Source organism: Bradyrhizobium sp. CCGE-LA001, from assembly GCF_000296215.2.
In the GTDB taxonomy this organism is placed as follows: Bacteria; Pseudomonadota; Alphaproteobacteria; order Rhizobiales; family Xanthobacteraceae; genus Bradyrhizobium.
The window spans coordinates 324490-338020 of the sequence record NZ_CP013949.1 but is presented as its reverse complement, the minus strand read 5'-3'; the positions used below and the strand labels follow the sequence as shown (position 1 = coordinate 338020).

Here is a 13531-nt window from a genome sequence, read left to right as displayed (position 1 = left end):
GATCACATGTGAGGCGATTGCAACCTGCGTCTGAATGCGCAATGAACGTCACCATAGTGAGGTTATTTGCGTGCAGAAATAAATCGGGCCGCGACTTCTTCGCCCGCCACAATGCGGCCTAACGCGTAGCTGTTCATCTCGACACTTCGTCAAAGAACCTTCCGGGGAAGTTCACCACCATGACCAACCTTCGTCTCGTGCTGCTTGCAACGACGGCTCTCACCGCGATGCAATTCGCAAGCTCCGCATCGCATGCGCAAAGTGCGCCGCCGCTCGTTGTCGCCCAGGCCCAGCCTGAGGCTGACCAAAAAGCGAAGCAGCCTCCGAAGGGACCGCCTGCGGCAGCTCCGCCCGCGGCACCGGCACGCCCGGCCGCACCTCCGCCCGCTGCGCCGCCGCCGGCTGCCGCGCCGCCGCGCCCGGCTGCGCCGCCGCCACCCCCGCCCGCAGCTCGTCCGGCTCCGCCGCCACAGCCGCCCCCACCTGCGGCCCGTCCGGCTCCGCCGCCGCCACCTCCGCCGCCTGCTGCTCCGAAGCAGCCCGCGCCGCCACCGGCCGCGGCCCCGCAGCAGCATGCTCCACCCGCCGCACGCCCGGCTCCCACGCCGCCAGCACCGCCTCCCGCCGCAGCTCCCCAGCAGCGCACGCCTCCCGCGCCGCCGCCCGCCGCACGGCCGGCCCCGACGCCACCTCCGCCTCCGCCGCCTCCCGCAGCGGGTCCTGCAGGACGGCCGACGCCTGCGCCGACGGCGACACCCCCTGCTCCGACAGCCGCGCCACCGGCGCGTCCAGGTGCACCTGCGCCGGCGACCACGCCTGCACCGGCAACGTCTCCCGCACCGACCGCGACCCCGGCTCCCGGCAGCACGCCCCCCGCGCCACCGCCGGGCCGTCCGGGTGCACCTCCGCCCGGCGTACGTCCCGGCACGCCTCCGGCTGCGGGATCGCCGACGCCGGCTCCCGGCGCACCGCCCGCTCCGACGGCCACCCCGGCGCCCGGCAGCACCCCGACTCCGCCAGCCGGACGTCCCGGCGCAGCACCGGCACCGGGCGTAGCCCCGGCGCCGACGGCAACGCCTGCCCCCGGCCAACAGGGTGGAACACCTCCTGCCGGCGCGCCCGCAGCCGGAGCTCCGGCTGCGGCTCCGCAGGCTGGCGCCCCGCCCCGGCCCCCGGCGCCTCCCGCCGGCGCCGCAGCCCCGACCGTCGTCCCCGGCACGCCGGCCGCCGCGCCGCCGCCGGACAGGGCACAATACAGGCCACCGACGGTCGCGCCGGCTTTCCGGGCCGCGCCAACGGTCGCAGCACCGCTACCGCCACCGCCACGTCCCCCGCAGCGTGATCTGACGCCGCTCGCGATCGGTGCGGGCGTGGTGGCCGGTGCCGTGATCGGCGCGACCATCGCCGACATCCACGGCCAGCGACGGGAGACCATCGAAGGCGGCCGCACCGTCTACACCGAGCCGGACCGGATCATCGTCCGCGATCCGGGCGGGCAGGCCTATGTCCGCGGCAACGACCTCTATCGCTTCCGCTATGGCGCCCGCGACATTCGCACCGACACCGTCGGCGGCGAGACCCGCACGGTCGTGATCCGTCCAGATGGCAGCGAGATCATCACTGTCGTCGGTACCGACGGGCGGCTGATGCGGCGCATCCGCAGGGATCCTCGCGGGCGTGAGATCGTGATCATCGACAACACCTACCGCGATCCGCGGGCGGTCGGCGGCTTCTACGTCGACGTGCCGCCGCCGGTGGTCAGCATCCCCTATGATCGCTACATCGTCGACGCCCAAGAGGCACCGCCGCAGGTGATCTACGACACGATGCGGGCCCCGCCGGTACAGCGGATCGATCGGCGCTACTCGCTCGACGAGATCCGCTACAGCCCGAACGTTCGCATGCAGATGCCGAGCATCGATGTCAACACGATCAACTTCGAGACGGGATCGTGGACCATTCCGCCGGATCAGGCGGCGCGGCTGCAGGTGATCGCCGATGGCATCAACCAGGCGATCCAGGCCAACCCACAGGAGGTGTTCCTGATCGAGGGCCACACCGACGCGGTCGGCAACGAGGTCGACAATCTGTCACTGTCGGACCGCCGCGCGCAGGCTGCAGCCGAATTGCTGACCCAGCAGTTCAACGTGCCGGCGGAGAACCTGACGTCGCAGGGCTATGGCGAGCAATACCTGAAGGAGCAGAGCCAGGGTCCGAGCCTGATCAACCGGCGCGTCACCGTCCGCCGCATCACGCCGCTGCTCAATGGCGACCAGGCCAACGCGGCACCACCGCCGCGGCAGTAAGAACCTTCGCGAAAAGAAAATGGCCGGGAGCAATCCCGGCCATTCTGTTTTGCGCGTGTCCCGATCACTGCGCGGCGCCAAGTCCGAGCGCATCGGCAATGACGCGAAACACTTCGGTGTTGTCCATAGAACCCTGCACGCGTTCGCTGCCCGGCCCGGTCGCGGTCAGGATGACGTCCTCGCCGGAATGCACGCTGGCGCCGATCATCGCCGACAGATTGCCCGGCCGCAGCACCATGCCCGGCACATCCTTGTATTTGTCGTTGGCCTTGAAGGTCCCGTCGTCGCCGGCCTTCACGGTTGGCTCATTGGGATCGTCGAGCTTCGGGCGAAAAGTCTCGTAGTGATCCGGCAGGCTGGCCGAGAAGATGGCGAGCCGCCGGCTGACATCGACCCGTGACGGATAGCCTTCCGCATCCGGCGCCGGGTAATTGGGAAACCCAGCCTTGTCGTAGACGCCGACGCGCTCGCGCAAGGGAACGTTGGGCGCCGTGCCCATGTCGTCACTCACCGTGCCGACGAGACTGTTGGGATGATTGTGGTCCGCCGCCACGAGGATGAGGGTGTCGTCACCCCGCGCCCGCGCCCATTCGCGCGTCTGACGCACCGCGTTGTCGAGCATGATCGTATCGTAGACGGCGCGCTCCATGTCGAGCAAATGCGCGTATTTGTCGATCATCCCGGACTCGACCATCAGGAAGAAGCCGTTCTCGTTCTTCGCGAGGATGTTCAGCGCCGCCCGCACCTGCTCGGTCAGGTCAGGCTGCTCGGGGAATTTCTTGACGCCGCCGCCCTTGAGGAATTTGCGATCCAGCACGCCGTCCATGTTGCCGGTGGCGAACAGGCCGAGCAGCTTGCTCGTGTCCGGCTTTGCGGCAGAAGCACTGAGCTCACCTGCAGTAGTTGCGACCTGATAGCCGGCGTCGCGAAACTTCGCGATGTAGTCGGTCTCATCCTTGCGCTTCGAGCCGGCGGCCGACTTCGGCAGGAAGTTCGCGCTGCCTCCGCCCATCAGCACATCCGGCTTCGCCGCGAAGAACTGCTCGACGATCTCGTCATAGGCGGCGCGTCGGCGGGTGTGCGCGACCATCGCGGCGGGCGTCGCGTCTTCGACCTCGGTATTGGTGACGATGCCGATCGCCATGGCGAGCCGGCGCTTGGCAAGGCTCGTGATGGTTTCGACCTTGGGATCGTCGAACGCGCTCAAAGAGCGGTCCGCGTAGACGCCGAGGGCGTTGACGGCGCTCTTGTGCCCGGTCGCATAGGCGCTGGCCGAGTTTGCGGAATCCGTGATGATCGAGTCCGAGCCGGCGGTTGCCACCAGCGCCATATGAGGCATGTCGTCGATCGCAAGCTTGCCGCGGCTCTTGCCCTCCACGATGCCCTTGGACAGGATTCGCGCGGCGATCCGATGTGCCGGCGACATGCCGTCACCGATGAACAGGATGACGTTCTTCGCCTTGCGTGGACCGGTGTCGTAAACCGTCCATGTGACGCTGCGCTGGTGCGTGCCGTCGCTCACCTCAACCGCAACGCTGCCCGGCTTGGTCAGCGTAACGTCGCGCAGGATCAGCGCCGACTGATCCTTGCCGTCCTCGCGCTCGATCAAGGTCCCGGAACGGCCGAACGCGGCGGCATAGTCCGCGCCGTTCACCGTCACCTTCAACTTGGCGGGATCAACTAGCCCGGGCAGTTCGACCTTGAAGTCGAATCGGGCCCCGGCCAGGATCTCGGCGCGATCGATCGGATAGATCGTTTGTGCCGACAGAGACGATGTCCAACAGAGGACGATGAGAGAGGCGAGGGCCGAATTCTTGATCATGCGCGGTGCTCCGCAATCCAGTTCCGATAGGAACAGAAAGCGTAGCGATCGAGAATGACACCGTCATCACATATGGCGCGAGACAAATGGGCGACGGGTCGAAGGCCGGGGGCGATACCGGCCCTCTCAACTGCATCACGTGGTCAACGCCTCTGGCGACAGGCAGGCCTCGCAAACGGCGGCGACATGCCGGTGATCGGTGCCGCAACAGCCGCCGAGAATCCGCATGCCGGGAAAGGCGCGCCTGAGCGAAAGGTAACGGCGGCCGAGATCGGCGGGATCACCGCTGTCGAGCGTCTCGGACTCGTCGAGCTCGGCATGGCTTTTGGTCGACGCATTGGCTCTGACGCCGTGAATGCGCTGAACCCACGCCTCGCCGCCCGCGAGCGCGTTCTCGAAATGGGTCGGGTGCGCGCAGTTGATCAGGAAATATTCGCAATCCCGCTCCGTCGCTTCGTCGACAGTTTCAATCGCTTCGCGCAGGGATTCCCCCCTGACCAGGCGACCATCCGTCTCGACCGTGAAGGAGATCGCGACCGGAATGTCCTGCCGCTTGGCCGCGCGCACGACGCCGACGGCTTCGTTGATGCTGTTCAGCGTGAACGCGGTCACCATGTCGGCGCCTGCCTCGGCGAATGCCGCGATCTGAGCCGAGTGGTAGGCTTCCGCCTCCGCCGCGTCCATGTTGCCGGCCTTGTAGCCGTCGCCGCGCGGGCCGATCGCGCCGTTGATCACGCATGGTGCGCCGGAAGTCTCCCATTCGCCGCGCAACTCCTCCAGAAAACGGATGGAGCGCATGTTGACCGCCTTGAGCCTGGCCGCATCGTAGCCGAGCTTGGCAGCCCAATCGGGATTGGCGCGCCAGGTCGGGCTGTCGAGCACGAAGCCGAGCGCATGCTGCTGCGCGATGCGGAGATAGGCTTCGTAGTAGCGCTTCAGATGCGCGCGACCATCCGCGCTGTCGAGCAGCACGAATGCCGCGAAATGAGGCAGCTCCAGCCCTTCGTGAAAGATCAGGGTGGTTTCCATGCCGCCGTCGGTCAGGAAAATGCCTCCGCGGTGCTGCGGCAGGTCGCATCTGTATCTTGCCATTGATCGCTCCATCAATTTGCACGGACGCTCTCATCGTGAGTCGCGTCATGCCGGCCCTCGGTCTCGGGCCATTGGTGGCGCACAATGTCGCGCTGCTCGCGCAGGCTATCCGCCGCGCGAGACTATCGATCCCGGCGATTCGGTTCCTAGCCCGATCGGGCTGCAATCAACCCCTGTCGCTTTCGAGCCGGAATATCTGCGAGCCTTCGCTGCCCGAGAGCAGGCCGGTATCGCTGTAAAGCTTCAGCTTGGTGCGGGTGTCGGCGATGTCGAGATTGCGCATGGTGAGCTGGCCGATGCGGTCGGCCGGCGTGAACGCTGCGTCCTCGACCTTCTCCATGCTGAGCCGCTCTGGCGCATAGGTGAGGTTGGGGCTCTCCGTGTTGAGGATCGAATAGTCGTTGCCGCGGCGCAGCTCGAGCGTGACCTCACCGGTCACGGCGCGAGCGACCCAGCGCTGTGCGGTCTCGCGCAGCATCAAAGCCTGCGAGTCGAACCAGCGACCCTGATAGAGCAGGCGTCCCAGGCGCATGCCGCTGATGCGGTATTGCTCGATGGTGTCCTCGTTGTGGATGCCGGTGACGAGGCGCTCATAGGCGATGTGCAGCAACGCCATGCCGGGGGCTTCGTAGATGCCGCGGCTCTTGGCCTCGATGATGCGGTTCTCGATCTGGTCGCTCATGCCGAGGCCATGACGGCCGCCGATCGCGTTGGCTTCGAGGAACAGCGCGACGGGATCGGAGAAGGTCTGGCCGTTGAGCGCAACCGGCTGGCCTTCCTCGAAACGCACAACGACCTTCTCGGCCTTTACAATGCAGTCGTCGCGCCAGAACGGCACGCCCATGATCGGGTTGACGATCTTGATGCCGCTGTCGAGGCTCTCGAGATCCTTGGCTTCGTGCGTGGCGCCGAGCAGATTGCTGTCGGTCGAATAGGCCTTCTCGGCGCTCATCTTGTAGGCGAAGCCCTGCGCGGTCATGAACGCCGACATCTCGGCACGGCCGCCGAGCTCGTCGATGAACTGCTGGTCGAGCCAGGGCTTGTAGATCTTCAGGCCGGGATTGGTGAGCAGGCCGTAGCGGTAGAAGCGCTCGATGTCGTTGCCCTTGAAGGTCGAGCCGTCGCCCCAGATGTTGACGCCGTCTTCCTTCATTGCGGCGACCAGCATCGTGCCGGTGACGGCGCGGCCGAGCGGAGTGGTGTTGAAATAGGTGATGCCGCCGGTCGAGATGTGGAAGGCGCCCGACTGGATCGCGGCAATGCCCTCGTGGACGAGCTGCGTGCGGCAATCGACCAGCCGCGCCTTCTCGGCGCCGAACTCCGTCGCCTTGCGCGGAATCTCGTTGTAGTCGGCTTCATCCGGCTGGCCAAGATTGGCGGTGTAGGCGTAGCAGCGCGCGCCCTTCTGCTTCATCCAGAGCAGCGCCGCGCTGGTGTCGAGGCCGCCGGAGAAAGCGATGCCGACTTTCTCACCCTTGGGCAGGCTTTTCAGGATCGTGGTCATGGCGCTTCCAATCGGGTCTCAAGGGCTGGTCTAGGGGCGGGTTTGACCGCGCGAATATCAAATTTCGCAGGACTCGGCACCCATTTAATGGGCTCAAGCCGAGGCTTCCGGGGCGGGCTTGCGGCCGAACAGGCGCTGGCGGAGCCGGTAGCCGGGCATGGCCAGCCGGGTCAGGGCTGCATCGACCGCCTCGTCCGAAAACCGCGTCCGCGGCCAGCGGTAGATCAGGGCATAGGCGAACCAGATCACGACGAAGCTGACGAGGCCGGCAATCGCCACATCGGTGAAGAAGTGTCCGCCGAACGCCATGCGCAGGCCGCTGGTGACGGCGCCGAACACCACGGCGCCGGCATAAGCGAGCGGCCGCCATGCCGGCGGGGCCAGCGCGGCAGGCGCCAGCGTCCAGAAGGCGGTCGCGCCCTCGCCCGAGAAGAACGAGCAATTGCGCGCGCAGTCCCCGCGCGGGTCCCACCACGGCACGAACTGCTGCTCGCCGGCAAACTGCGTCACCACCACCGGACGCGGCCGTCCCCAATAGGTCTTGAAGGTCAGGTTGGTGAGAATGCCGGCCGACATGATGATCGTGACCAGCAGGAACACCATGGCGCGACCGGATACCAGCAGCGGCCGTTCCGGGCGGATCATCTTGACCACGAGCGCGACCAGCGACGGCACCACGAACGCCCAGGCGATCCACATCGCCGCATCCCGCGCGAAGCTGGCCCAGCCGTTCAGCTTGAGCGGAAAGGTGTTGGTGGCGGGATCGAAGAACAGCGCGGCGAGCTTGAGATCGAGTTCGGGATAAAGGCCGAAGACGACGCCGATCAAAAGCCACAGCGCCAGGGCGATGAAAAGTCCGGTCCGGTTCATGGCGCGCGGTTTAGCGGAGTAGAGCCGAGATGAAAACCCTCACCGCGCATCCGGCCGAGACTGCGACGGCAATGGCGGCGGCGGTCTCCGCACCGGCGGTGGCTCGCGCCAGGCGCCGGCGTTGCGGCCGGCGATCAGCCAGTAGACCACGCCAGCGGCGATGCCCGCGCCCGTCATGATCTCCAGATGACGCCGCACGATGCCCTCGAATTGGAGCGTGTCGGGGTGAAAGGGGACGAGACCGAGATAGCAGGCGAGCCCGACGAGCCCGCCACCGAGGGCATAGGCAATTGCGCTCCGGATGTAGAGCGCCTCGGTGATCGCGACGATCACCGCCGCCGGCACCAGCGCGAAGCCTGAGACGAAGATGAAACCGAAGCCGAGCAGAATGTCGATCGTGCCCTGATCGACGGGACCGGCGCCGAGGTCGGCGAATTCCGGAAACAGCAGCGCGACGACCACGATCATGCCGCCGACGAAGCAGGCGGCGAGGAAGCCGATGAAGATGACGACGAGGCGGCCGATCAGGGACATGAGAGAAACGCCAACTTCATCGTCATTGCGAGCGCAGCGAAGCAATCCAGAGATGCGTCAGCGGAGGCAGTCTGGATTGCTTCGTCGCTACGCTCCTCGCAATGACGAGGATGCGAGAGCGTGGGCATAACAGACTAGTCCGTCATCGCCATGGCGCGCAGCGCCTGGCGCTCGCGGGCGGAGAGCTTCTCGGTTTCCGACTTGAGCTGGCCGCAGGCGGCGAGGATGTCGCGGCCGCGTGGGGTGCGGACCGGCGAGGAATAGCCGGCATTGAAGATGTATTCGGAGAATTTCTCGATCTGGTCCCAGTCCGAGCATTCATAGGCGGTGCCGGGCCAGGGATTGAACGGGATCAGATTGATCTTGGCCGGAATGCCCTTGAGCATCTTCACCAGCAGCTTCGCGTCATCGAGCGAATCGTTGACGCCCTTGAGCATCACATATTCGAAGGTGATACGCCGCGCGTTCGAGGCGCCGGGATAGTCGCGGCAGGCCTGCAGCAGCTCCTTGATCGGATATTTGCGGTTGAGCGGCACCAGCTCGTTGCGCAGCTCGTCGCGCACGGCGTGCAGCGAGATCGCGAGCATGACGCCGATCTCCTCGCCGGCGCGGACGATGTTCGGCACCACGCCGGACGTCGACAGCGTGATGCGGCGGCGGGAGATGCCGATGCCTTCATTGTCGCCGACGATCAGCAGCGCGTCGCGCACCGCGTCGAAATTGTAGAGCGGCTCGCCCATGCCCATCATCACGATGTTGGTGACGCGGCGCGTGCCATCCTCGCGATCGGCCCAATCATTGAGGCGATCGCGCGCGACCATCACCTGTCCGACGATCTCGCCGGCGGTGAGATTGCGCACCAGGCGCTGCGTGCCGGTGTGACAGAAGGAACAGTTCAGCGTGCAGCCGACCTGCGAGGAGACGCAGAGCGTGCCGCGATCGGTCTCGGGGATGTAGACGCACTCGACCTCATGCGCCTTCTGAACGGAATCGCCGCTCGGCAGCCGCAGCAGCCATTTGCGGGTGCCGTCGTTGGAAATCTGCTCGGCCACGACTTCGGGCCGATCCACGGTGAAGTGTTGCGCGAGCTCGGCGCGGATGCCCTTCGAGATCGACGTCATGTCGTCAAAACTCTGGGCGCCGCGGAAATAGAGCCAGTGCCACAGCTGCTGCACCCGCATCTTGCGCTGCGCCGGCGCGACGCCGATGTCGCCGAGACGATCGGCAAGCTCGGTGCGCGACAGACCGATCAGCGACGGCTTGGCTGGCGGCACATAGGTCTCGAGTGGAGTCTTCTCCACCAATGTTGCGTTGTGCGGCTCGGCAGTCGGTTGCATTGAATGGACCTGGGATTACTGCTGTTTGAATTCGTCATGCCCGGGCTTGACCCGGGCATCCACGTCTTTCGTCAATCGTGGTTGCGCGTGGATGGCCGGGTCAAGCCCGGCCATGACGGCCGAAATTGTGGAACCGGCCTTATATAGCAATCGGGACCGCCGATTGCGACCATAGCCGTGGCTTAGTCTTACCGCCGGCAGCCTTATCGCCTGCAGTCCTGCGCGATCCGGTCGAGGGCCTGGGCAAGGCCCTTCAGCGAGAAGGTGTCGGTCGTTTCGGTGCCTTTGGCGGAGACGCCCTTGACGACGAGATCGGCGGATTTGCGCATGGCCTCGACCATCCGCTCCTCCTCGGCCGCGTTCTTGATCCACAGGCCGTCGCCCTGCGTATACATTGCGAAAGCAGCCCCGCCGACCTCGGCCGTGGATTCCGAGCCCGGTTTCAGCGCGTAGCCGATCATGACGGAGACTTCGTTGTTGACCTTCTCCGCCGGCCGGGTCGAGACGAACGCATAGGCGGGGTCACGCGGCCGGTTCGGCGGGTTGGTCTTGGACGACGAGGGCTTGGCCAGGGCGAAGCAGACCTTCTTCCCGTTGGGCGTCGCCGAATAGGCGCCCCAGGTGCCGAATTGGCCGATCAAAGTCGGCTCCGCACCGCCCGCAATCGCAGGAGGTGGGGCCGCCGGTTTGCTCTCGGGCTTTGCAGTCGTCTTCGCCGTCGTGGGAGCCGCCGCCGGGGCAGCCGACTTCGGGGCAGCCTCTTTTGGTGCAGCTTTCGGCGCCGGTTGCGCCGTCTGCGCCCGCGCGGAGTCGGTGACCCCACCGGCCATCACGCCAGTCATCAAAGCTAAAATCAGCACCCGCCACATGGCTGGAGTGGTTCCCTCAATATTGTGACTGGAAGATGGCCCGGCCGTGCTTTGTCCCCCGGCAGGGATAGCCGGGAAAGTCCAATTTGGGAAGGCAGTTAGCAGGATGACAACAGCTAGCTTTTGCCACGCGCGGCGCGCTGCTCGGCCCATTGCGCCTCGCTCCAGCCGAGCAGGTCTTCGGCGCCGGAACTGCGCAAATGTGCGCCACCGTCGATCACCACCATCTCGCCATTGATGTAGCCAGCGCGGTCCGAGACCAGGAAGCTGGCGAGGTCGGCAAGCTCGCCGTGCTCGCCGACGCGGCCCAGCGGATTGCGCGCGGCCCAGCTGTCGTCCCGGCCTTCGGGACGGAGCTGGCCCGACGCGCCGGCGGTGGGGAACGGGCCCGGCGCGATCGCGACGGTGCGGATGCCCTTGGGCCCCCATTCCACCGCGAGGCTCTTGGTCATCGCCAGCACCGCCGACTTCGCCATCGCCGACGGCACGGTGAAGGCGCGGCCGGTGATGGTCGAGGTCGAGAGGATCGAGAGCACGACCCCGCCATGCTTGCCCTCGATCCAGCGCCTGCCCGCGGCCAGCGTGCAATACATCGCGCCATGCAGCGTCGGCGCGAGGATCGCGTCCGCGGCGCGGAACGACAGGTGCTCGCTCTGCGCGATAAAGGTCGCGGCGGCATTATTGACGAGGACATCGAGCGGCGCGGCGCGCCAGATCGCGTCCATCATGCTGTCGACGGCCGCACCCTCGCGAATGTCGCAGGCGATTGTCGTGACCTTGCCGCCAGTCTCTTCGCGCATCTGCGCGGCCGCCGTCTCCAGCCGATCGAGTTTGCGGCCGCAGATGACCAGCTCGGCACCGAGCGCGAGGAAACGACGTCCCATCGCAGCGCCAAGGCCCGAGCCGCCGCCGGTCACGAGGATACGCTTGTTCTCGAGCAGGCCTGTTTCAAACATCGTTTGAATCCTCGTCGTTCCACACTCCCGTCATTGCGAGCGCAGCAAAGCAATTCAGTTTATTTCCGCGGCACGGGTTCTGGATTGCTTCGCTGCGCTCGCAATGACGTGAGGATAGGACTGCTCATCGCTTTGAGCAAAGAAACCGGATTGTCGGGCCGACCTAAATCCGGCAAAACCGGACCAACTATAATTCCACCCGAAACGCCCCAAGGTGCCGCCATGAAAGCCATCCTCTGCTCGCAATATTGCCAGCCCGACGATCTCGTGCTGACCGAGGTGCCGGATCCGGTGGCGGGCCCCGGCGAAGCCGTGATCGCGATCAAGGCGGCGGCGCTGAACTTCTTCGACATCCTGATGATCCAGGGCAAGTACCAGATCAAGCCGCCGTTCCCGTTCTCGCCGGCCGCTGAAGTCGCCGGCGTGATCGAGAGCATCGGCGCCGGCGTGACCGATCTGAAGGTCGGCGATCGCGTGGTCGCCTCCTGCGGCCACAACGGCGCCCGCGAGAAGATCGCGCTGCCGGCGGCCTCGATCGTGAAGATCCCGGACAATCTCGATTACGACCGCGCGGCGGGCATCATCATCATCTACGGCACGGCGCTGCATGCGCTCGAGGATCGCGCCAGCCCGAAGCCCGGCGAGACGCTCGCAGTGCTGGGCGCGGCCGGCGGCACCGGCCTTGCGGCCTGCGAGCTCGGCAAGCTGATGGGGTTGAAGGTGATCGCCTGCGCCTCGTCGGACGAGAAGCTCGAATTCGCCAAGGCGCACGGCGCCGAGCTGACGCTGAACTACGCCAAGGAAGATTTGAAGGAGGGCCTGCGCAAGCTCACCGGCGGCAAGGGCGTCGACATCATCTTCGATCCGGTGGGAGGTGCTTACGCTGAGCAGGCGCTGCGCTCGATCGCCTGGGAAGGACGCTTCCTCGTGATCGGCTTTGCCGCCGGCGACATTCCGAAGATGCCGCTCAATCTTGCGCTGCTGAAGGGCTGCGACATCCGCGGCGTGTTCTGGGGCGCCTGGACGCGGCAGAATCCGGAGAAGAACCGCGCCAATCTCGAGAAGCTCGTGAAGTGGACCGCGGAAGGCAAGATCTCATCGCATGTCGATCGCACCTTCCCGCTGGCCCAGACCGCCGACGCCTTGAAGGTGCTGGCCGGACGTCAGGCGATGGGCAAGGTGATCTTGCATCCGTGAGGATGGGACAGCGCAGCCGCTTCAACACACTCAACCGTCATCGCCCGGCTTGACCGGGCGATCCAGTACTCCGAATCGATTGCGATTAGCCGACAGGCCACGGCGTACTGGATGCCCCGGTCAAGCCGGGGCATGACAGTGTGCCCAGAAGCGAAAGCTATTGCGCCACATCCCCCTCCGCCTCATCCAGTCCGCGCTTCAGCGCGGCGCGGGCGGCGTCGCGGTGCTCGGTCGTGATGTGGCCGGCGACCATGCGGATCGCGGTGGCGAGCACGGCGGCGTCATCGGCGAAGCCGAGCAACGGCATCACGTCGGCAACGAAGTCGAACGGCAGGACGAAATAGGCGATCGCGCCGAGCAGCGACGCCTGAACGTGGCGCGGCGTCTGGCGATCGAAGGCGCAGTAATAGGCGGCGAGCAGGTCTTCTGCGAACGGCAATTGCGCAGCGACGCGCTTCAGCTTGCGCCAGAAGCGGCGGCGAACGCCTTCACGGTCTTCCGCGAGCCGATCGGCCGGCTCAAAACCGACGCTGTGTTCGGCAGCCATGCTCAAGAACTCCCCGTTCAGCCGGAACGGCGCACCGGGCCTCACCTGCTGATCACAAGATGGGGATCAGGCCGGGCGCCGCAAGACATCAGGCACATGTCAGCCGGCGATCGCGTTCATCGCCTTGGCGAGCTCGATGTCGAGCGAGGTGACGCCGTCGGCGTCATGGGTCGACAGCACAACCTCGACCGTCTTGTAGACATTGCGCCATTCGGGGTGGTGATCCATCTTCTCGGCGATCAGCGCCGCGCGGGTCATGAAACCGAAGGCCTGGTTGAAATCCTTGAAAACGAAGGTCTTCCCGATGGCGTCACGGCCGGACATCTCGCTCCAGCCGGGTATAGCGCCCAGCGCCTGCTTGCGTGCCTCCGCCGTCAGCCGCTCTGCCATGACCGCCTCCGTCTTCAGGGGAACTTTACCCTAACACCGTCTGGGTGCCTGGGTTCATACGGGATTTGCCCCATCCGCTAACCATGACGCAGATGTAACCCCGCCGG

12 protein-coding genes are annotated in these 13531 nt (G+C 66.0%); 2 read left to right on the top strand and 10 right to left on the bottom strand.

Features of this window, described 5'->3' with window-relative positions:
* The first annotated feature begins 179 nt into the window (after positions 1-179).
* Positions 180-2306: an OmpA family protein gene (locus BCCGELA001_RS01590; RefSeq protein WP_060734467.1), complete on the top strand. Its 2127-nt coding sequence runs from the start codon at positions 180-182 to the stop codon at positions 2304-2306.
* Positions 2307-2370: 64 nt separating this feature from the next.
* Here the strand turns inward: BCCGELA001_RS01590 and BCCGELA001_RS01585 are convergent, their stop codons facing one another.
* From BCCGELA001_RS01585 to BCCGELA001_RS01550, 8 genes are all read right to left on the bottom strand, one after another.
* Positions 2371-4128, bottom strand: a complete 1758-nt coding sequence (locus tag BCCGELA001_RS01585; RefSeq protein WP_008539113.1) for an alkaline phosphatase — start codon at positions 4126-4128, stop codon at positions 2371-2373.
* Between the two features lie 135 nt (positions 4129-4263).
* A complete protein-coding gene (locus BCCGELA001_RS01580; RefSeq protein ID WP_008539115.1) occupies positions 4264-5220 on the bottom strand; it encodes a homocysteine S-methyltransferase family protein in 957 nt (318 codons plus the stop codon).
* A gap of 166 nt (positions 5221-5386) precedes the next feature.
* Entirely contained in the window at positions 5387-6724 is a 1338-nt protein-coding gene (gene argG / locus BCCGELA001_RS01575; protein WP_060734466.1) for an argininosuccinate synthase, read from the bottom strand.
* A gap of 93 nt (positions 6725-6817) precedes the next feature.
* On the bottom strand, positions 6818-7594 hold the full coding sequence (locus tag BCCGELA001_RS01570; protein WP_008539127.1) for a phosphatase PAP2 family protein: 777 nt from the start codon (positions 7592-7594) through the stop codon (positions 6818-6820).
* A gap of 39 nt (positions 7595-7633) precedes the next feature.
* Complete coding sequence (locus BCCGELA001_RS01565; protein ID WP_060734465.1) at positions 7634-8128, bottom strand: hypothetical protein; 495 nt, start codon at positions 8126-8128, stop codon at positions 7634-7636.
* A 134-nt stretch (positions 8129-8262) separates the two neighbouring features.
* The gene (gene rlmN / locus BCCGELA001_RS01560) at positions 8263-9465 is read right to left on the bottom strand and encodes a 23S rRNA (adenine(2503)-C(2))-methyltransferase RlmN (RefSeq protein ID WP_008539140.1); all 1203 of its coding nucleotides are present in this window, start codon (positions 9463-9465) and stop codon (positions 8263-8265) included.
* A gap of 203 nt (positions 9466-9668) precedes the next feature.
* Positions 9669-10334 (bottom strand): invasion associated locus B family protein, encoded by a 666-nt coding sequence (locus tag BCCGELA001_RS01555; protein ID WP_060734464.1) that lies wholly within the window; start codon positions 10332-10334, stop codon positions 9669-9671.
* Positions 10335-10450: 116 nt separating this feature from the next.
* Complete coding sequence (locus BCCGELA001_RS01550) at positions 10451-11290, bottom strand: SDR family oxidoreductase (RefSeq protein ID WP_060734463.1); 840 nt, start codon at positions 11288-11290, stop codon at positions 10451-10453.
* 222 nt (positions 11291-11512) lie between these two features.
* Here BCCGELA001_RS01550 and BCCGELA001_RS01545 point away from each other — a divergent pair, with 222 nt between their 5' ends.
* Positions 11513-12487 carry an NADPH:quinone oxidoreductase family protein gene (locus BCCGELA001_RS01545; protein ID WP_060734462.1) on the top strand — a complete coding sequence of 325 codons (975 nt, stop codon included), beginning with the start codon at positions 11513-11515 and terminating at the stop codon, positions 12485-12487.
* A gap of 157 nt (positions 12488-12644) precedes the next feature.
* Here the strand turns inward: BCCGELA001_RS01545 and BCCGELA001_RS01540 are convergent, their stop codons facing one another.
* A complete protein-coding gene (locus BCCGELA001_RS01540; RefSeq protein WP_008539157.1) occupies positions 12645-13034 on the bottom strand; it encodes a YkvA family protein in 390 nt (129 codons plus the stop codon).
* Positions 13035-13133: 99 nt separating this feature from the next.
* Complete coding sequence (locus BCCGELA001_RS01535) at positions 13134-13424, bottom strand: 4a-hydroxytetrahydrobiopterin dehydratase (protein ID WP_060734461.1); 291 nt, start codon at positions 13422-13424, stop codon at positions 13134-13136.
* Positions 13425-13531 lie beyond the last annotated feature (107 nt).